At 72.3% G+C, this 17,497-nt stretch carries 21 protein-coding genes; 10 read left to right on the top strand and 11 right to left on the bottom strand.

What is annotated here, in order from left to right; translation table 11 throughout:
- Positions 1-13: 13 nt before the first annotated feature.
- Positions 14-766, bottom strand: a complete 753-nt coding sequence (locus OHB04_RS39305) for a DedA family protein (RefSeq protein ID WP_326692392.1) — start codon at positions 764-766, stop codon at positions 14-16.
- A gap of 199 nt (positions 767-965) precedes the next feature.
- Positions 966-1,424 (bottom strand): DUF4442 domain-containing protein, encoded by a 459-nt coding sequence (locus OHB04_RS39300; protein WP_326692391.1) that lies wholly within the window; start codon positions 1,422-1,424, stop codon positions 966-968.
- Positions 1,425-1,561: 137 nt separating this feature from the next.
- On the opposite strand from OHB04_RS39300, the gene OHB04_RS39295 reads away from it, so the two are divergent.
- Positions 1,562-2,653 (top strand): hypothetical protein, encoded by a 1,092-nt coding sequence (locus OHB04_RS39295; protein WP_326692390.1) that lies wholly within the window; start codon positions 1,562-1,564, stop codon positions 2,651-2,653.
- 85 nt (positions 2,654-2,738) lie between these two features.
- On the opposite strand, the gene OHB04_RS39290 is transcribed toward OHB04_RS39295, so the two are convergent.
- Both OHB04_RS39290 and OHB04_RS39285 read right to left on the bottom strand, forming a co-directional pair.
- Entirely contained in the window at positions 2,739-3,623 is an 885-nt protein-coding gene (locus OHB04_RS39290; protein ID WP_326809309.1) for a spermidine synthase, read from the bottom strand.
- Between the two features lie 4 nt (positions 3,624-3,627).
- Complete coding sequence (locus OHB04_RS39285) at positions 3,628-4,779, bottom strand: GTP-binding protein (protein WP_326809308.1); 1,152 nt, start codon at positions 4,777-4,779, stop codon at positions 3,628-3,630.
- Between the two features lie 436 nt (positions 4,780-5,215).
- Between OHB04_RS39285 and OHB04_RS39280 the strand changes: the two genes are divergently transcribed.
- Complete coding sequence (locus tag OHB04_RS39280; RefSeq protein WP_326692387.1) at positions 5,216-5,926, top strand: TVP38/TMEM64 family protein; 711 nt, start codon at positions 5,216-5,218, stop codon at positions 5,924-5,926.
- Between the two features lie 106 nt (positions 5,927-6,032).
- Entirely contained in the window at positions 6,033-6,905 is an 873-nt protein-coding gene (locus OHB04_RS39275; protein ID WP_326809307.1) for an undecaprenyl-diphosphate phosphatase, read from the top strand.
- On the opposite strand, the gene OHB04_RS39270 is transcribed toward OHB04_RS39275, so the two are convergent.
- Both OHB04_RS39270 and OHB04_RS39265 read right to left on the bottom strand, forming a co-directional pair.
- Positions 6,902-7,276 carry a hypothetical protein gene (locus OHB04_RS39270; RefSeq protein WP_326809306.1) on the bottom strand — a complete coding sequence of 125 codons (375 nt, stop codon included), beginning with the start codon at positions 7,274-7,276 and terminating at the stop codon, positions 6,902-6,904. The two genes, OHB04_RS39275 and OHB04_RS39270, sit on opposite strands and share 4 nt — an antisense overlap.
- 129 nt (positions 7,277-7,405) lie before the next feature.
- Positions 7,406-7,636, bottom strand: a complete 231-nt coding sequence (locus tag OHB04_RS39265; protein ID WP_326692384.1) for a DUF6011 domain-containing protein — start codon at positions 7,634-7,636, stop codon at positions 7,406-7,408.
- Positions 7,637-7,799: 163 nt separating this feature from the next.
- Here OHB04_RS39265 and OHB04_RS39260 point away from each other — a divergent pair, with 163 nt between their 5' ends.
- From OHB04_RS39260 to lnt, 4 genes are all read left to right on the top strand, one after another.
- Complete coding sequence (locus OHB04_RS39260; RefSeq protein WP_326692383.1) at positions 7,800-8,030, top strand: chaplin; 231 nt, start codon at positions 7,800-7,802, stop codon at positions 8,028-8,030.
- A 176-nt stretch (positions 8,031-8,206) separates the two neighbouring features.
- Positions 8,207-8,473, top strand: a complete 267-nt coding sequence (locus OHB04_RS39255) for a hypothetical protein (RefSeq protein WP_326692382.1) — start codon at positions 8,207-8,209, stop codon at positions 8,471-8,473.
- A gap of 269 nt (positions 8,474-8,742) precedes the next feature.
- A complete protein-coding gene (locus OHB04_RS39250; RefSeq protein WP_326692381.1) occupies positions 8,743-9,750 on the top strand; it encodes a DMT family transporter in 1,008 nt (335 codons plus the stop codon).
- A 262-nt stretch (positions 9,751-10,012) separates the two neighbouring features.
- Complete coding sequence (gene lnt / locus OHB04_RS39245) at positions 10,013-11,539, top strand: apolipoprotein N-acyltransferase (protein WP_326692380.1); 1,527 nt, start codon at positions 10,013-10,015, stop codon at positions 11,537-11,539.
- 78 nt (positions 11,540-11,617) lie between these two features.
- Here the strand turns inward: lnt and OHB04_RS39240 are convergent, their stop codons facing one another.
- Together OHB04_RS39240 and OHB04_RS39235 are read right to left on the bottom strand one after the other, a co-directional pair.
- Positions 11,618-12,523 carry a Gfo/Idh/MocA family protein gene (locus OHB04_RS39240; protein WP_326809305.1) on the bottom strand — a complete coding sequence of 302 codons (906 nt, stop codon included), beginning with the start codon at positions 12,521-12,523 and terminating at the stop codon, positions 11,618-11,620.
- 62 nt (positions 12,524-12,585) lie between these two features.
- Positions 12,586-12,780, bottom strand: coding sequence for a hypothetical protein (locus OHB04_RS39235; protein ID WP_326809304.1), 195 nt, complete (start codon positions 12,778-12,780; stop codon positions 12,586-12,588).
- A gap of 137 nt (positions 12,781-12,917) precedes the next feature.
- Between OHB04_RS39235 and OHB04_RS39230 the strand changes: the two genes are divergently transcribed.
- The 3 genes from OHB04_RS39230 to OHB04_RS39220 all read left to right on the top strand — a co-directional run bounded on the left by OHB04_RS39230 (position 12,918) and on the right by OHB04_RS39220 (position 14,385).
- Positions 12,918-13,148 carry a hypothetical protein gene (locus OHB04_RS39230; protein WP_326809303.1) on the top strand — a complete coding sequence of 77 codons (231 nt, stop codon included), beginning with the start codon at positions 12,918-12,920 and terminating at the stop codon, positions 13,146-13,148.
- Positions 13,129-13,677, top strand: a complete 549-nt coding sequence (locus tag OHB04_RS39225; protein ID WP_326809600.1) for a DinB family protein — start codon at positions 13,129-13,131, stop codon at positions 13,675-13,677. Before OHB04_RS39230 ends, OHB04_RS39225 begins: the two co-directional genes overlap by 20 nt.
- A gap of 129 nt (positions 13,678-13,806) precedes the next feature.
- Complete coding sequence (locus OHB04_RS39220) at positions 13,807-14,385, top strand: hypothetical protein (RefSeq protein WP_326809302.1); 579 nt, start codon at positions 13,807-13,809, stop codon at positions 14,383-14,385.
- An 88-nt stretch (positions 14,386-14,473) separates the two neighbouring features.
- On the opposite strand, the gene OHB04_RS39215 is transcribed toward OHB04_RS39220, so the two are convergent.
- From OHB04_RS39215 to OHB04_RS39205, 3 genes are all read right to left on the bottom strand, one after another.
- A complete protein-coding gene (locus OHB04_RS39215; protein WP_405802658.1) occupies positions 14,474-14,965 on the bottom strand; it encodes a hypothetical protein in 492 nt (163 codons plus the stop codon).
- Positions 14,966-15,070: 105 nt separating this feature from the next.
- A complete protein-coding gene (ung, locus tag OHB04_RS39210) occupies positions 15,071-15,739 on the bottom strand; it encodes a uracil-DNA glycosylase (protein WP_326809599.1) in 669 nt (222 codons plus the stop codon).
- Between the two features lie 110 nt (positions 15,740-15,849).
- A complete protein-coding gene (locus OHB04_RS39205; RefSeq protein ID WP_326809301.1) occupies positions 15,850-17,436 on the bottom strand; it encodes an ABC transporter substrate-binding protein in 1,587 nt (528 codons plus the stop codon).
- Positions 17,437-17,497: the final 61 nt, after the last annotated feature.

The following is a 17,497-nucleotide window of genomic DNA, read 5'->3' as shown; positions in this document are numbered from 1 at the left end:
GTGTTCTCCGCTCTCAGTCCGCCGCGGGCACGGCCGCCTGGCTCTCCCCGGCGGACCTCGTCTCACCCTTGGCGCCCTCGCCCTGGACGCTCCCGACCTGTGCGCTCTCGTCCTGGGGGCTGTCGCCCTGTGCGTTCTCGCCCTGTGCGCTCTCGTCCTCCGCGAGCGCCTTGGCCGCACGGCGCTTGACCACCAGCATGGAGCCCACGCCGATCAGCACGGCGAGCACGAGGCCGAGCCAGGAGAAGCGCTTGAGCCACGCCTCGGCGACGATGCCCACGTAGTAGATGACGGCTGTAGTGCCGCCCGCCCACACGACACCGCCGAGCACATTGGCCGTCAGGAACTTCCAGTACGGCATCTTCAGTACACCGGCCAGCGGCCCTGCGAAGATCCGCAGCAGGGCGATGAAGCGGCCGAAGAAGACCGCCCACATCCCCCAGCGCTGGAAGGAGCGCTCGGCCGTGGCCACGTGGCCGGGCCCGAAGTGCTTGGGGAACTTGCCCCCCAGCCAGGTCAGCAGGGGCTTGCCGCCCTTGCGTCCGATGCCGTACCCGATCGAGTCCCCGACGATCGCACCCGCGGTGGCGCACACACCCAGGACCACCGGGTCGATATGTCCCTGCTGGGAGGCCAGCAGCGCGGAGCTGACCAGCACGATCTCCCCGGGAAGCGGGATTCCCAGGCTCTCCAGCCCGATGACCACCCCCACCAGGAGGTAGACACTCACGGCCGGGATGCTCTCCAGCCACTCCTGGATGTGCAACTACGGCTTCCTCTCACAGGTTTCGGCGCACGGCTCCGGGAAGCCTACTCGATCACACGGGCGAGCCCGCGCCAGGCGCGGACGCGGGCAGGAGCGGGAGTGCCCTGGAGGAGGGGGGACGGACGGGGCGGTGGCGCGGCAGGACGACGCCGGACACACGGCGCGCTCACGGAGGAGCGCGCGCGGGCAAACCGGACGGTCAGTCGTTCGGCCGAAGCGTCCACACGACTGTCATCTCGCTCGTCACGGCGCCGTCGGCGCGGGTGACGGCGACGGCCACCGGGAACTCGGGGCGCTCGCCCCCGTCCAGCTCGGCCAGGACGTCGGCGACGGGCCGGCCCAGCTCGGCGGTGGCGGTCAGATCACCCTTGGCCAGCTTCTTGTAGCGGACCTCGGCATGGACCGGGAGCGGCACGGCGCGCGAGAGCTGGTCGGCGAAGGCCGCCAGCACGATGGCGCCGCTGGCCGACTCGGCGAGGGTGAACATCGCGCCGGCGTGGGGGCCGCCGACGTGGTTGTGGTACTCGCTCTGGTCGGGCAGTGCGACGACGGCCCGCTCGGGAGTGGTCTCCAGGTACTGAAGGTTCAAGGTGCGGGCCATCGGGACCGAGGCCGCCATCAACTCGCCTATGGAAGGCTCGTGCGACTGTGCTGACATGCCCGCACGTTACCACCGAGTAATACGCGGCGGCAGCGCCTTCGCACACCCGCTCCCCGCTCGCTCATGTAGCGGGTCAGTACCGATCGGAGGGCGGACGTAGTCGGCGCTCGGCACGCACCATAAAGTTGTTGGCCATGTGGCCAGGACAGCAGCAGCCGGGGGGCGAGCAGAACCCTCAGCAGCCCAACCCGTACCAGCAGCCGGGATATCAGCAGCCGAATCCGTACCAACAGCCCGGCTACGGGCAGCAGCAGCCGGGAGCAGGGCAGCAGCCCGGCTACGGCCAGCCCGCGGGCGGGCAGCCCAACCCCTACACCCAGCAGCCGGGCGGGCCCGGCCAGTCGGGCCAGTGGGGTCCGGCGAGCGTGCCGGGCGGGCCGCAGTCGCCCAAGGGCGGAGGTGGTGACGGCAACAAGAAGACCGTGATCATCTCGATCGTCGCCGCGGTCGCGGTCGTGGCGGCGGCGGTGACCGGTTTCATGGTCTTCGGGGGTGACGACGACAAGAAGGACGAGGCGTCCGACAAGTCGTCCTCTCCGAGCGTGAAGCAGAAGGAGAAGAAGCCCGGGGGCGGGAAGTCCACGGGCGGCGGCACCGGCAGTGGCGGTGGCGGCGGAGCGGCCGACGACCCCTCCAAGCCGGTGGTCGCCGGCTGGCAGACCGTCATCAACCCCAAGTGGTACTCCGCCTTCGACGTGCCCAAGAACAAGGACTGGACGGTCTCGAAGCCCGGTGTCATCACCGGCTTCAGCGACGACAAGACCAAGAAGGTCCTGGTCGCCATGTCGGCGCCGGCCTACTACAAGGACAACTGGTGCAAGGAGAGCAGCCGCGCCGGCGTCGGCACCAAGGGCGCGGAGGGCTCCAAGGACACCAAGGAGGCCGCCGAGATCGCGGCCGAGAACTTCGCCATCGCGGGCTACGACCAAAAGCAGAAGGGTCACCTCAGCCCGGCGAAGACGAAGCCCTTCAAAAACAAGCACGGCATCAAGGGCCACTCCTCCTCGGTGACCCTCACCGGGGCGCCGAAGGGGGACAAGTGCGCCTCGAGCGCCGCCAAGGTCAGCACGGTCTCCTGGATCAACACCAACGGTGACCTGGCGATCTGGGTCCTCTACGCGGATGCCGGTGTCAAGGACGAGCTCCCGGACGCCACCATCAAGAAGATGATGGCCAGCCTGCGCGACTACGAGACACCCGGCGGCGGGGACGAACCCCGCGGCTGACCCGGGCGGCCCCTCGACGGCCGCATCCCTGCGACCGCGTGACCCGCCCCGGCGGGCCCGCGTGTTCCGGCCCAGGACGGCGCCCTCAGCCGATGCTGAAGGCGCCGTCCGGCGGTTCGGGCGACGGTACGGCGTCCCCGTCATGGACCGGGCGCACCCCCCGGGTGAAGCGGGCCAGCGCCGGGCCGTGCTCGACGCGCGCGGGGAACGGGTCGCCCGAGCAGCGCCGGGCCAGCTCGGACAGCGGCTGCTCCTCGTGCGAGGCCAGCAGGACGATGTTCCCGAAGCGGCGCCCGCGCAGCACGGCGGGCTCGGCCATGAGCGCGAGGTGCGCGAAGACCTCGGCGAACGTGGCCAGCTGGGAGGCGAGGAAGCGGAAGGGCACGGCGTCGGCGAGATTGGCCACGTACCGGCCGCCGGGCCGCAGCACACGTGCCGCCTCGCGCGCATAGGGCAGCGTCGTCAGATGCGGGGGCACCCGCGAGCCGCCGTAGACATCGGCGATCAGCACATCGGCGCTGTCCTCGGCGGCGCCCTCCAGCACCGCCCGCCCGTCGCCCGCCTCCACCGCGATCCCACTGTCGGCGGGCAGCGGGAGATGGTCGGCCACCAGCTCCATCAGCCCGGCGTCGGAGTCGGCGACCCGCTGCCGGGAGCCGGGGCGGGTCGCCGCGACATAGCGGGGCAGGGTGAGCGCCCCGCCGCCGAGGTGCAGCACGTCCAGAGGCGCGCCGGGGGGCGGGGCCGCATCGAGCAGATGCCCGATGCGGCGCGCGTACTCGAACTCCAGGTGCGCGGGATCATCCAGATCGACGTAGGACTGGGGCGCCCCGTCGACGGTCAGCAGCCAGGCGTGCGCCCGGTCGATGTCCGGCATCAGCTTGGCGGTGCCGCTCGCGACGGCACGGGTAACGGGTATCGGCTCCTCGACCGGGTCAGCATCCACCGTCCCATTGTGCGGGCGGCCCATCCGCTCAGAGCACCTCGGCCTCCGGAGCGACGCGGGTGACCCGGCCGGCGGCGACCGTTGTGCCGCCCTCCCGTACGGCGAAGCGCAATCCGTTCTCCAACGGGACGGCGGTATCGAGCCTGACCCTGGCCTCGACCTCGGTGCCGGGCAGCGCCCCCTTCCGCCCGCTGAGGATGATCACGCCTGGAATCCCGGCGGTACGGATGTGGAACCCGGCGCGCGCTCCCGAGCGCAGCGGGGCGTCCCGTCCGCCCTCCTCGGCCGTCAGCAGCCGGAGCCCGGCCTCCAGACATCGCCCGGTGGTGAGTGCGCCCGCCGGGGCGAGCACCGCGCCGCACAGGTCGGCGGCGGGCCCGGTGAGCAGCAGGGTGATGGTCTCCCCCGCCGCCGCGTACGGGGCCGGGGCGCCGCCGGTCGCGACCTCGGCCACCCGCACGTCCACCGGACCTTCCTGCGCGTAGGCCCGCAGCCGGTCGCCGGTCCGGACGGTGCCGCGCTCCACGGTGCCGGTGGCCCGTGTTCCGCCCCCGGGAGCCGGTGCCGCCGAGGCGACGGGCAGCACCAGCGGGGCTGTGGTGTCGCGCTCGGGCTGCGGGACGTAGGTGTCGACGGCGTCCAGCAGCGCTTCGATGGCGCCGGTCCAGCGCGGGTCGTCCGCCAGCGCGCGTTCGGCGGAGACGCGCAGGACGGGGAGGGTGTCACCGGCGAAGCCGTAGGTGTTCAGGAGCGCGCGTACGTCGAGTTCGACCAGCTCGGTCAGCTCGTCCTCGCCCTGTTCGGCCTTGGTGAGGGCGACGACGAGGTGTTCGACGCCCATCCGTCGTGCCAGCAGGACGTGTTCGGTGGTCTGCGGGCGCACCCCTTCGAGGACGGAGACGGCCAGGACGGCGCCGTCGAGGGCCCCCGCGCCCGCCGTGGCGACGAGCCCGGGGCCGCTGGGCATCTCCAGGTGGGTGTAGCGGCGGGTGTCGGTCTCGTACTCGACCCGCCGGGGTCCCGGTTGTACGGGCGCGTGGCCGCCCGGTGTGGGCGGTGTGCCGGGGCCGCCCAGGGCCCGGGTGAAGGCCGCGGCGAGGGCGGTCTTGCCGTGACCCGCGTGACCCAGCGTGCCGATGGTCAGATGCGGCTTGATGTGCGGGTGGGTATATCCGGACATGACGGGTCCTTCCTGGAACCTGGATGCGCGCCGCGCGGAGAGGTGGGACCCCGGAGGAGGACCGACCCTCCCCCCGTGGGGTCCTCGGTCAGTCCGGGAAGGGTCAGCTTCGGCAGTCGCAGACGGCACACGTGCCGCAGAGGCCGTGACAGGCGCACACACCCCGGGTCCGGAAGACGGCAGCCTCCCTCGCGGGCGCGGCGGCGGCCCATGCGGTGGGAGTCAGGTGCCGGATCATCGCCCAGATCATGTCCCGCTTGACTGCCGCACGTCGAACGGTTTTCCCAGCCGCGCCGCCACCCGGCCCCGGCCGGTCTTCGCACAGGTGGAAGCGCGGGTGACCGGGAGACGAACACCTCGGCGGATGCACACCTTCCGGACGTTCGGTACGTCACCGGACGGCGGAAGGGCCGCTTCGTCGGTTACGCTCCCCCACGTGCCCGTCCCCGCCACGCAGTCAGACGGACTCCCCGGCCGTCTCGCCCAGACACTGCTGTCCCCATGGTCCCGCCTCGCCCTGCTCCTTGTGCTGCTGTGCTCGGCGGCCACGGCGATGGTGCTCTACGAGCCACAACGTGTCCTCGCCGACGGCTGGCCTCCCCACATGGGCGGCAGCACGGCCCTCGCACTGTTCGGCGCGGCCTACGGACTGTGCACGGCGGCCTTCGTGCCCCGGCCGGTGCTCAACATCGCGGCGGGCGCCCTCTTCGGTGCCGGCGCCGGCACGTTCTCGGCGACGGCGGGAACGGTGATCGGCGCGGGCATCGCCTTCGGACTGGGCAGGATGCTGGGCCAGGACGCGCTGCGCACGCTGATGCGGGCCCGCTGGATGACGTCGGCCGACCGCCTGCTGAGCAAGCACGGCTTCCGTTCGATGCTGGTGATCAGGCTGCTCCCCGGGGTGCCGTTCGCGGCCTCCAACTACGGCGCCGCGGTCTCCCGGATGCGCTGGGTGGCCTTTCTGGGCGCGACGGCGCTGGGTTCGGTGCCCAATACGGCGGCGTATGTGATCGCGGGCAGCAGCGCCGCGAAGCCGACCTCGCCGGTCTTCCTCGCCTCGTTCGGCTTCATCGCGCTGTCCGCGCTGGTGGGCGGCGTGGTGGCCTGGCGCAAGCGGGCGCACCTGCGCGGCGCCGCCTCTCCCTGACGGCCGCCCGCCGTCGTGCGGAGGCCCGTGCTCCCGGCGACAGGGCCCCACCGGGCTTCCCCGCCCCCTCCCGCCCCGACCACCACAGGGACGAGCGCAGTCGCAGATGTCTTGGTTTGAATCCTTCGTTTTGGGACTCGTTCAGGGACTGACCGAGTTCCTCCCGATCTCCTCCAGTGCCCACCTGCGGCTCGCCGCCGCCTTCGCCGGCTGGGAGGACCCGGGCGCGGCGTTCACCGCCGTCACCCAGATCGGCACCGAGGCGGCCGTGCTGATCTACTTCCGCAAGGACATCGGCCGGATCGTCTCCGCGTGGTTCCGCTCTCTCTACAGCTCGGAGGCGCGGCGCGAGCACGATGCCCAGATGGGCTGGCTGGTCATCGTCGGCTCGGTCCCGATCGGTGTGCTCGGGCTGATCTTCAAGGACCAGATCGAGGGCCCGTTCCGGGATCTGCGGCTGATCGCGACGACGCTCGTGGTGCTCGGGGTGATCCTCGGCATCGCCGACCGCATGGCCGCGCGGGACGCCGCCGGCGGCCGTCATCGTGCCCGCCGCGAGCGCAAGTCGCTCGAACAGCTGAACGTGAAGGATGGTCTGCTCTTCGGCTGCGCGCAGGCGCTGGCCCTCATTCCCGGAGTCTCCCGCTCGGGGGCGACGATCAGCGGCGGCCTGTTCATGGGCTACCGGCGCGAGGCGGCGGCCCGCTACTCCTTCCTGCTGGCCATCCCGGCCGTGCTGGCCTCGGGCCTGTTCGAGCTGAAGGACATCGGCGAGGGCCATGTCTCCTGGGGGCCCACGGTGTTCGCCACGGTGCTGGCCTTCGTGGTGGCCTACGCCGTCATCGCATGGTTCATGAAGTGGATCTCCACCCGCAGCTTCATGCCGTTCGTGATCTACCGCATCCTGCTGGGCCTCGCCCTGTTCGCGCTGGTCGGGGCCGACGTCCTCAGCCCGCACGCGGGCGAGGCGGCGGGCTAGGGTCTCTCGTCCGGATCTTCGCGGGTCCGCGACGATCCAGCCGATAGGCCCTGGACGTCGCGCTCCCGCGCGCGCTCCTGGGCGCGCCTTCGGCGCAGGACCAGCAGGTCCACCCCCGCTCCCAGTGCCAGCGCTCCGCACAGCGCGGCCAGCACGCTGAGCAGCGTCGCGCTGGGCGAGCTGTGGTCGTCGGAGGAGGCCGCCCACCAGGCGAAGAGCGCGGTCGCCGCGGCGAAGACGGGCAGGCCCACGCCCGCCAGCAGGGTGCGCAGCCACAGATCGCTGCGTGCGGTGAGCGGTTCGGTGCCCGAGCGTCGATCGCGCCAGGGACCCTCGTCCCGGGGCGGCCCTGGCTGAGGTGGCTGGGTCACGGGCTGCCTTTCGCCGGTGTGGACAGGTTCGCCGGTGTGGACAGGAGTGTCGACGAACCGGGGCCGCGCGGCCCTTCTCCATGATCACCACCCCGGGCGCAGTCGGTACGAGGACGCGCCCGGCACCGGTCACAGGCCGGGCAAGGCGTCCTGTTCGACCTCGTGTGCGGGAGGGGCGGGAGCGGTGCGAACGGCCAGCTTGTGCCGGCAGTCGGGGCCCAGCCCCCAGATACGGGAGGCGCGGTCGCGCAGCGGCTGGCCGCACATACGGCACAGCACCCGGCGTCCCTCCACCAGTTCGCTGCCCGGCAGCGCGGGCTCGTGCGGCGCCTCGCCCTCGTCCCCGTCCGTCCGCTCCATCCCGCAGACCCCCTCGCGCGTTCCGCGTTCTGCACCCGCACCCCGTGTGCCTCTCGCGCACCGTACCAACGAGGTGCACCCGAGCGGCCCAGTCCGGCGTGCGGCACGTACGTACGTCCGCACACGGTGGGGGTGGAACAACAGCTACCTCACGGGAGCAAACATGCGTATTCGTACCGCCATCGCTGCCGGCGCCCTGAGCGCCGCACTGCTCGGCGCGACCGCGGGCACCGCTGTCGCCGACGACGGCCCCAAGGCCCACACCGGTCACTCGCCGGGCGTGCTTTCCGGGAACAACGTCCAGGTTCCGGTGCACATACCGGTGAATGTCTGCGGCAACACCATCATCGGGCTGCTGAACTCCACTTCACACAACCACTGCACCAACAAGTGACGCGGTAAGGCCCTCAGCGGCGGACCCCGGTGCCCTTTCCTACGGGCACCGGGGCTCTGTCGTCCCCAGGGCTCCGTCTTCTCCGGGTCTTCTCCGGCCCCGGCGGCGCCTCTTCCCCGTCCTCCCTCCGGGTCCGCCGCCGCGCCGTGGCAGGCCCGCGCTGCCACACTGGCCCCATGGAGAACTTCTACCGTGGCCCGGCGACGCTGCTGACCGGAGCGGCCGAGGTCCCCGTCGACGCGGCGCTGTTCACGGAGACCACGGGACCCGGGACCGCCTGGTCGGGCACGGTCAGGCCGATGGGCGAGCGGCGGCTGTGGGTCGAACTTGAGGGGGACTCGGCCCGGCTGCGGCTCGCGGACGGGCGCATGGGCCGAGTCACCGTACTGGGCAGCGGCTTCGGCCCCGTCGAGGTCGCGGGCGAGGGCCCGATCCCCGCGTAGGCCACGCCCGCCCGCGCACCGGCACCGCTCTCGTCCCTCTGTGGAGTGACTACGAGAGTCTGGTGCTCGTACGCCCGAGGTACCTCCGATGTACGCCCGTTGTCACTATCGGCAGACCCTCTCATCCACTGGCAGGTGGATGCCGCACCCCATCCCGTACTCCAGTAGCTGTACGCGAAGACGAGCCTGGCAGGGGACGACATCACGCCCCGTTCGGAGCATCGTGGAGGTATGAACGGGATGCCCGAACAGCACGGAGGGAGCGGGATATGAGCCCGCTGGCCCTGGCGGTGCTGCTGTCACTGGTCTCGGCGGTCAGCTACGCGCTGGCCGCGATCGTGCAGGAACGCCTCGCCTCGACGACCGCGCCGAGCGGGCTGGGTCTGCTGCGCACGGGCAAGTGGTGGACGGCGGCCCTGCTCCAGGGCTCGGGCGCGCTGCTGCACGTGGTCGCGCTCGGACTCGGGCCGCTGACGGTGGTGCAGCCGCTGGGCGTGCTCACCCTCGTGCTGGCGGCGCCGATGGCCGCTCTCCTGGTCAGGCGCCCGGTGACCACGACAGCCTGGCAGGGGATCGTGCTGGTCTCGGTGGGGCTGGCCGGAATCTTGCTGCTCACCGGCTCGCACAGCGACGACTCGCTCAACGGCCGGGGCCAACTCGCCCTGGCGGCAGCCGTGCTGGGCGCCCTCGTCCTGCTCGTCGGACTCGCGACGGCGGCGCGGCACGGCGGCACCCCGACACCCAGCAGCCAGCGTCTCGCGCTGCGCAGCGTCTCGCTGGCGCTCGCCGCCGGGGTGGCGTACGGCGCCGCCTCGGTCTTCATCAAGACGCTCGCCGAGAGCTGGCGCTCGGCGCCGTCCGGCAACCCGGTGCCGCTGCTGGCGCTGGTCGTCGTGCTGGCGTGTACCGGGCTCGCGACCTCGCAGGCGTCCTACCGGGGCGGCGGTCTGGCGACCCCGCTGGCGACCACGACGGTCGCCAACCCGGTCGTCGCGGCATCCGCCGGCATCATCCTTCTGGAGGAGGGCTTCCGCTACGGCCTGCTCGGGACGCTCCTCGCGGTGACGGCCGGCGCCGCTGCTTCCTGGGGGCTGGTGGTGCTCACCGTCGACAGCACGCGCCAGGCGCGTACCGAAGGCCCGGGCTCGGGACCCGCCGGCCGGGCCAGGAAGACCGGGAGCGACGAGGAGTCGACCGACGCGCAGTTGAGATCCGTGGTGATCCCCCGCCAGGGAAGCGGAACCTCCGCGGCCCGCCGTCCGGTCCCCACGCCTTAGACCGCCCGTGATCGATACCGCAGGCGCCGCGATCGACACCGTCGTCGCGTAGTCGCTCGAATCCGGCACGCGGCCCGCTCGTAGCCGGCCGCGTGGTTCGCTCGCCTCGGCTCGCCCCCGGCCCCCTCCGGAACTCGCCCCCGGCCTCCCTGGATTCCCTTCCGCACCCCCATGCGCCACGCCCGTCGTCGGACGCGCCCTCGCCACTGCCGAGCCCCTCCCGCACACTGGTGATCGGAGCATCGGATGAAGGAGGCGGGGCATGCGTGCGTTGCCGGCGTCGCGCTGGGTGCGCCCGACGCTCCCCCTGCTCGCCGGCGCCCTGCCCGCGCTGGCGTTCCCGGCGCCCTCGCTGTGGTGGCTGGCGTACGCCGCGCTCGTGCCGTGGCTGCTGATGCTGCGCGCCGCGCCTACGGGGAGGGCGGCGGCGGTGTCCGGCTGGCTGGGCGGCACCGGTTTCATGCTGGCCATGCACCACTGGCTGATGCCGAGCCTGACCGTCTTCATCGTCGTCCTCGCCGCGCTGCTGGGCCTGCTGTGGGCGCCGTGGGGCTGGCTCGTGCACCGGATGCTGGGCAACGGCGCGGGAGGGGGCAGGCTCGCGGCGGCGGTGGTGCTGATCCCGTCGGGCTGGCTGATGGCCGAACTGGTGCGCTCCTGGGAGTACTTGGGCGGCCCATGGGGGCTGCTGGGGGCCAGCCAGTGGGAGGTGCGCCCCGCGCTGCGGCTCGCTTCGGTGGGCGGGGTGTGGCTGGTGAGCTTCGTGGTGGTGGCGGTGAACACCGCGCTGGCCGCGCTCCTCGTCTCGCCCCGCGCCCGCCGGGGCGCCGTGGTGACGCTGCTGGTGACGGGCGTGCTCACCGGGGCCGTATGGGCGTGGGCGCCCGGGCCCGAGCACCACGGCGGGAGACGGATCGCCGTCGTCCAGATCGGGGAGACCGCCTCACGGCAGGAGCGGTTCGCGGGGGGCGAGCAGCTGACGCGCGAGCTGGCCGGGCGCGGTGCCGACCTGGTGGTGTGGGGCGAGAGCAGCGTCGGCTTCGACCTGAACAGCCGCCCGGATCTGGTGCGCAGGCTGGCCGGGCTGTCCCGGCTGACGGGCGCCCCGCTGCTGGTGAACGTGGACGCGCAGCGCAGCGACCGTCCCGGGATCTACAAGAGTTCGGTGCTCGTGGACGAGGACGGACTCACCGGTCAGCGCTACGACAAGATGCGGCTGGTGCCGTTCGGCGAGTACATCCCCGCGCGCTCGGCGCTCAGCTGGGCCACCTCGGTCGGCCGGGCCGCGAGCGAGGACCGGCAGCGCGGCACGAAGCCGGTGATGATGCGGGCGAACGGGCTGCGCTTCGGCCCGCTGATCTGCTTCGAGACGGCCTTCCCCGACATGAGCAGACACCTGGTGGCCGAGGGGGCGCAGGTGCTGGTGGCGCAGTCCTCGACCTCGTCGTTCCAGCACAGTTGGGCGCCCGGACAGCACGCGTCGCTGGCGGCGCTGCGGGCGGCCGAGACGGGCCGCCCCGTGGTGCACGCGACGCTCACGGGCGTGAGCGTGCTGGCCGGTCCCGACGGCGAGCGGGTCGGGGAACGGCTGGGCACCGAGCGGAGCACGGCGACGGTCAGCGAGGTGCCGCTGGCGACGGGCGAGACGCTGTATGTGCGCTTCGGCGACTGGGTGGTGCGCGTGGCACTGACCGCGCTGGTGGCGTTCGCCGCGGTGGAGGCCGCCCGGGCGCTGCGCTCGCGCCGCTCCCGCGACGAGGTCACCCTCCCCGCTCCGGCACGGCGCTGACGCACGGCCCGCCCGCTCCCGCGCGCCCCCGCTCCCCCGGCTCCGTTCACCTGCCCGCGCGCGCCCGCTTCTGCCCGCTCAGGCCGCCTGCTCCCGTACCGCGTCGACCACGCGCTCGCACAACTCGTGGGTGCGCAGCGCGTCCTGGGCCGAGAGGGTGGCGCCCGCCCGTACGGCGTCCAGGAAGGTCAGGACCGCCTGCTCGATGCCGCGCTGGCGCGCCACCGGCACCCAGTCGCCGCGGCGGCGGACGCTGGGCTGGCCCTTGTGGTCGATGATCTCGGAGAGGTTGCGCACCTCGCGCTTGGTGTCCTGTCCCGACACCTCCAAGACCTCCTCGGCCGAGCCGGAGAGCCGGTTCATCACGCCGAGGGCCGTGAAGCCCTCCCCCGCCAGCTGGAGCACCACGTGGTGCAGCAGCCCGCCACTGGTCCTGGCCTGGACACCGACGTGGTCGGGCACGCCGGGGGCGAGGAAGCGGAGGGTGTCCACGACGTGGATGAAGTCGTCGAGGATCATCCGGCGCGGGTCCTCGGGCAGCCCCACCCGGTGCTTCTGAAGGAGGATCAGGTCCCGGGAGTGTTCCAGGCACTGCGCGTATCCGGGCGCGTGGCGGCGGTTGAAGCCCACGGCGAGGGAGGTGTCGCCGCGCTCGGCGAGGTCCACGAGACGACGGGACTCGGCGAGTTCGTAGGCGAGCGGCTTGTCGACGTAGGTGGGGACACCGGCCTCCAGCAGCCCGCGCACCAATTCGGGGTGCGCCGCGGTCGCGGCGTGGACGAACGCGGCGTCGGGGCGCGCCGCGAGCAGCCCGTCGAGACTGGTGTGCCGCTGCTCGCCGGGGACGCGGTAGGCGTCACCCACGGAGGTGAGCGTGGCGGCATTCCGGGTGACCAGGTGCGGCTCCAGACCTGGCTGGGCGGTGAGCACCGGCAGATATGCCTTCTTGGCGATGTCGCCGAGTCCGATCACGCCGATCTTCACGGATTCTCCCTGACTGCTGCTCGGCGGCGGCCCCTGGCCCGCACCACTGGGAGGGGCGCCGTCTACTGCTGGGGTGGCTGCGGCTGTCCGGACGTGTGTGCGGACGGCTGCGACTGCGAAGCATACGTGCGCGGCGGCGGGCCCCGGTCCGCGATCCCGTCGAGAGCCCGCAGCGCGGCCCCGGGTGCCATCCGGCTCACGGCGGCCATGCCGACGGCGCGCAGAGCACGGGCGGCTGCGCCGTCCAGCGCGGCCATCCGGCCGGCGTGCGCCGAGCGGCGTACCACGTCCGCCGTGCGGGTCAGCCGCTCACGGGTGTAGGCGGCGAGCGCGGCTGGAATCCCGCCCGCCTGGCCGGACAGGGCTCAGCGACTTCGCCGCACCGCTCAGGGAGATGCTGACGGCCGCCGGGTCGACGGCACCGGAACGGCACACGCTCGCGTTGCTGGCCTGGTGCGACGGCATCCTCTTCCCGTGCACGGCGGGAACCTTCCACCCCGCCGTACCCACCCGGGAGGAGCTGCGCACCAGCGTGCGCGAGATCCTCAGCGGGATGCCGGGCCCTGCGGGAAATACCGTCGCGCCCGGTGAGCACAGCGCCCAGGATGATGGGCATGACTGCTGACGAGGGACACGAAGGGCAGCGCGCCACCGCTTCCCGGGACATACCAGGCGGCACCGGCACCGAGCGGGAACTGCTGGAGCGGTGGCTGGACTTCCACCGGGCGACACTTGAGGCCAAGTGCGAGGGACTGGACGACGACGGGCTGCGCAGGGCCTCGGCCCCGCCGTCGGAGCTGACGCTGCTGGGGCTGGTGCGGCACCTGACCGATGTCGAACGCTACTGGTTCCGGCGGGTGTTCGACGAGGAGGACGCCGAGCCGCTCTACTTCACGGCGGAGGCGCCGGACGACGACTTCGTGGTCGGCGAGGGTGACACGGGCCCCGGGACGCTCGCCGTGTGGCGCCAGGAGGTCGCCAAAGCGCGGAAGTCCGCAGGGGACCGCTCCCTGGAGGAGCTGGGCACCCGTCCCGGGCGCGGCACGGTCACCTCGCTGCGCTGGATCTACCTCCACATGATCGAGGAGTACGCGCGGCACAACGGCCACGCTGACCTGCTGCGCGAGCGCATCGACGGCGCGACCGGCGTCTGACGTCCGCGGGGCGCACCGTCGGCGCGGTGCGCCGCCGGGATCCGCGCACGCGGTACCGGCAGTCGCACGCCCCCGTCTCACCCCTGCGGGGGCTTCCGGGCGCGCGTGCGGCTGTGAAGAGTTGCCCGAATGTCACGTATGACAAAAGCCATGGTGCTCGCGGGGATGGCGCTCTCGGCCGCGGCGGGGTGTGTGACCGTGCCGGGCACGGGTCCCGGGCCTTCCGGCTCCGAACCGGCGCCCCGGCGTGCCCCCTCGCCGTTGGTGCCCCCGGCCGAGGCGCCTGGCCCCTGGGACAAGGACGCGCCGCCCCGCGAGGTGGAGGCCCCCGTGCGGGAAGCGCTCTCCCAGCTCTCCCAGCATCCCGACACGAGCGCCGGGGCGGGCAACGGGGAGTCGGGCAGCGCGGCCCTCCCGGTGCGCGCTCCCTCCCCCGGAGCGCGGGAGAACCGGTCGGCTCCGGGGGCGCGCACCGGGGAGCACCCCTCCCCCATGCCCGCCCGGCGCCCCGAGGCTCCCGGCCCCGCGCGGGAGAGCGCGGGCCACCAGCCGGCCGGCGGTGGCAGCGGTGGCAGCGGCAACTCCCACGGAAGCGGCGGCTCCGGAGGCCGGGGCGGCACGCACGTCTGCGAGCTGGGCGAGGCGTACGGCCGGTGGGACCCGGGCAGCCGGCAGGCCCGCATCTGCCGGGCCGCCTACGGGAAGTGACTCCCGGGCCGGCACTGTCCTGGGCGCGCCGGCCCACGCCGCCCGGTGCGGCTTCCGTCGCCGCCTGCCCTCGTACGCCTCCGGGCCGTCAGAGGGTGTCGTCCGCCAGCTGCATCTCCAGGCGGTTGATCGCGCTCCGGACGCCCTCGCCGTACGTGTCGTCCCCCAGCGCGCCGAGTCTGTCTCTGGCGCGCCCCAGCTCGCGCCGGGCGGCCAGCCCGTTGCCGAGCTTGGCGTGGTCGGCCGCGAGGTTGAGATACAGCGAGGGATACAGCGAGCGCACCGCCAGGAGGTGCTCCCCCCAGCGGACCCGCTCCTGGCTCAGCGCGTCGGCCGCGGAGAGGGCGCGCAGGTCCCACCGCAGCTCATCGGCCGGATCGTCCTGGGTGTCGGCCATGTAGTGCGCGATCGTGCAGCGGTGGAAGAGGTGACCGCTCTCCTCGGACTCCTCCCACAGCGCGGCGAAGCGGTTCCGGGCCTCCTCCCGGTCGCCTCCGCGGTGCAGCATGATCGCCTGGCCGATCCTGACCATCGTCGCGTCCTCAGCGCCCTCGGGCGCTTCTCGCTGGGGCTCCGCCACCGGGGGCTCCTCCCGTTCGCCGTTTCGCCGTGTGCCGCGTCGTGGATATGACGCTAACGGCCACCTGTGACAATCGGGCTCACCCCGCGCGCCGCCTCGCGCGCCTCAGCCCAGGTCGGGGACGCGCCAGTCGACGGGGGTGTGGCCCTGGGCGGCCACCGCCTGGTCGATCTGGGTGAAGGGGTGCGAGCCGAAGAACTTCTTCGCGGACAGCGGCGAGGGGTGCGCGCCCTGCACCACGGCGTGTCTGGTGGTGTCGATGAGCGGCAGCTTCTTCTTCGCGTAGTTCCCCCACAGCACGAAGACGGCCGGGTCGGGACGGTCGGCGACGGCGCGGATCACGGCGTCGGTGAATTTCTCCCAGCCGCGCCCCTTGTGCGAGTTGGCCTCGCCGCCGCGCACCGTCAGCACGGCGTTGAGCAGCAGCACGCCCTGCTTCGCCCACGGCATCAAATAACCGTTGTCCGGAACCGGGTGCCCCAGCTCCTCGCGCATCTCCTTGTAGATGTTGCGCAGCGACGGCGGGGTCTTCACGCCGGGGCGCACCGAGAAGCACAGGCCGTGCCCCTGGCCCTCGCCGTGGTACGGGTCCTGGCCGAGGATCAGCACCTTGACCTGGTCGTAGGGCGTGGCGTCGAGGGCGGCGAACACCTCGTCACGGGGCGGGTAGACGGGCGCCTTCTCCCGCTCCTCCTCGACGAACTCCGCCAGTTCCTTGAAGTAGGGCTTCTCGGTCTCCTCGCCGAGGACGCCCTGCCAGGACTGGGGCAGCATTTCCTTCACGCGCTCTACCTCCGGTGCGGTGATGCTCCTACAGCTGTGCTCAACTGCTGTGTTCGAAGGTACCGCCAGGCACCGACAGCGCCTTCAGGGAGTCCCGCCCGCTACCAGCTCGACTTCTTGTACAGCTCCCACATACGCATGATGACCGAGGCGTCGACCGCCCACTCCACGCCCGCGACGTCCTTCTGGGAGGCGATGTAGACCTTGCCCTGCCACAGCGGCAGCAGTTGGGCGTCCTTGGCCATCTGGCGCTGCGCGGCGGCGAACGACCGCCCCGCCGCGCCCCGGTCGCTCTGTCTGCGGGAGCGGGGCAGCAGTTCCTCGGTGAGCCTGCGGTTCGGGTAGGGGGCGCCCATCGCGTTCTCCTTGCCGACGAAGGGCGTGATGTAGTTGTCCGCGTCGGGGAAGTCGGCCGACCACCCCCGCCCGAACACCGGATACTCGCCCTTGAGATAGCCCTTCTGGAACGCGCTCCAGGGGCGCCCCTTGACGGTGACCTCGAAGAGCCCGGAGTCGTTCAGCTGCCGTTTGATCTCGTCGAACTCCCGGGCCGAGGCCTCTCCGTAGCGGTCGTCGGAGTACCAGAGGGTGAACCGCACCTTCTCGTGGATACCCGCGGCGGTGAGGGTCCGGCGTGCCTTGCTCCCGCTGGGGTCGCCGTACCTGTCCAGGTAGGCGTTGGTGTGGCCCGCGACGCCTGTCGGGACCATGGAGTAGAGAGGGTCGGCGGTCCGCTTGTAGACGTTGCGCACGAGCGTCTTGCGGTCGATGAGCTGGGCCACCGCCGCGCGCACGGCGGGCCGGCGGGCCTGGGGATCCTTGGAGTTGAAGACCAGGTAGTGGATCTCGGTGCCCGTCATCTCCGTCAGCTCGACGGCGTCCTCGCCCGCTGTGCCGGCGTCCTGGAGCGCGGTGATCTGGCGCGGGGTGAGTCCCCGGTAGGTGAGGTCTATCCGGCCGGACTTGAGATCGCGCACCATCCGGGAGGAGTGCCCGTAGTACCGGATGGTGACAGCATCGTTCTTGATCTTCGCGGCGCCCTTGTACTGAGGGTTCTTGGCGAGGACGGCCTTCTCGTCCGGTACGTAGTCCTCCAGGATGTACGGACCGGAGCCGGTGGCCCGCTTCCCCCGGCGCAGGCTGGAGGACGGGTAGTCGGCCGGGTCGACGAGGGAGGCGGCGGGGGTCGACAGGACGAACGGGAAGGTGGCGTCCGGCTTCCGCAGCCGGAAGATCACGGTGCGCGAGCCCTGGGCCTCGACGCTCTTGAGGCTGGAGAGCAGCGGCGCCGGGCCCGGCTTCGCCTTCAGCGAGCGGGTGCGGTCGAAGGAATGCTTGACCGCCCGGGCGTTCAGGGGGTTGCCACTGGAGAACTTCAGCCCCTTGCGCAGGACACAGCGGTAGACCTTTCTGCCGGAATCGGCGAAGCCGCAGGTGGTGGCGGCGTCCGGTTCGGGCGGACTCCCGGCGTTCGGGACAGTCATGAGGGTCTGGTAGATGTTCCGGTACAGCTCCCAGGAGCCGTCCCAGGCAGCGGCCGGGTCGAGGGAAGTGGGGGCGCTGGTGGTGCCGACGACGAGGCGTGTCTCCTCGCCGGCGTCATCCCCCGACAGTGAGCTGCACCCCGCGAGAAGTGCGAGGGGCAAGATGATCGCTACGACTCTCGACGGCCCGTTCCAATCGAACACGTGCGCGCTCCTCAGTAGGCGATGCCCGTACTGCTGGTGCGGTGCTCAAGTCTGGTGCGGT

The organism is Streptomyces sp. NBC_01775, from assembly GCF_035917675.1.
GTDB lineage: Bacteria > Actinomycetota > Actinomycetes > Streptomycetales > Streptomycetaceae > Streptomyces.
Note: the sequence above shows the minus strand (reverse complement) of the source record. Positions and strands in the feature narration are given on the sequence as shown.

What these genes read in the sequence shown, in the direction of transcription:
- OHB04_RS39300 (WP_326692391.1), bottom strand. Translation starts at nt 1,424, where the DNA reads ATGTCAGCACAGTCGCACGAGCCTTCCATAGGCGAGTTGATGGCGGCC.
- OHB04_RS39295 (WP_326692390.1), top strand. Translation starts at nt 1,562, where the DNA reads ATGTGGCCAGGACAGCAGCAGCCGGGGGGCGAGCAGAACCCTCAGCAG.
- OHB04_RS39290 (WP_326809309.1), bottom strand. Translation starts at nt 3,623, where the DNA reads ATGGGCCGCCCGCACAATGGGACGGTGGATGCTGACCCGGTCGAGGAG.
- OHB04_RS39285 (WP_326809308.1), bottom strand. Translation starts at nt 4,779, where the DNA reads ATGTCCGGATATACCCACCCGCACATCAAGCCGCATCTGACCATCGGC.
- OHB04_RS39275 (WP_326809307.1), top strand. Translation starts at nt 6,033, where the DNA reads ATGTCTTGGTTTGAATCCTTCGTTTTGGGACTCGTTCAGGGACTGACC.
- OHB04_RS39265 (WP_326692384.1), bottom strand. Translation starts at nt 7,636, where the DNA reads ATGGAGCGGACGGACGGGGACGAGGGCGAGGCGCCGCACGAGCCCGCG.
- OHB04_RS39260 (WP_326692383.1), top strand. Translation starts at nt 7,800, where the DNA reads ATGCGTATTCGTACCGCCATCGCTGCCGGCGCCCTGAGCGCCGCACTG.
- OHB04_RS39255 (WP_326692382.1), top strand. Translation starts at nt 8,207, where the DNA reads ATGGAGAACTTCTACCGTGGCCCGGCGACGCTGCTGACCGGAGCGGCC.
- OHB04_RS39250 (WP_326692381.1), top strand. Translation starts at nt 8,743, where the DNA reads ATGAGCCCGCTGGCCCTGGCGGTGCTGCTGTCACTGGTCTCGGCGGTC.
- lnt (WP_326692380.1), top strand. Translation starts at nt 10,013, where the DNA reads ATGCGTGCGTTGCCGGCGTCGCGCTGGGTGCGCCCGACGCTCCCCCTG.
- OHB04_RS39235 (WP_326809304.1), bottom strand. Translation starts at nt 12,780, where the DNA reads ATGGCCGCGCTGGACGGCGCAGCCGCCCGTGCTCTGCGCGCCGTCGGC.
- OHB04_RS39230 (WP_326809303.1), top strand. Translation starts at nt 12,918, where the DNA reads ATGCTGACGGCCGCCGGGTCGACGGCACCGGAACGGCACACGCTCGCG.
- OHB04_RS39225 (WP_326809600.1), top strand. Translation starts at nt 13,129, where the DNA reads ATGATGGGCATGACTGCTGACGAGGGACACGAAGGGCAGCGCGCCACC.
- OHB04_RS39220 (WP_326809302.1), top strand. Translation starts at nt 13,807, where the DNA reads ATGTCACGTATGACAAAAGCCATGGTGCTCGCGGGGATGGCGCTCTCG.
- ung (WP_326809599.1), bottom strand. Translation starts at nt 15,739, where the DNA reads ATGCTGCCCCAGTCCTGGCAGGGCGTCCTCGGCGAGGAGACCGAGAAG.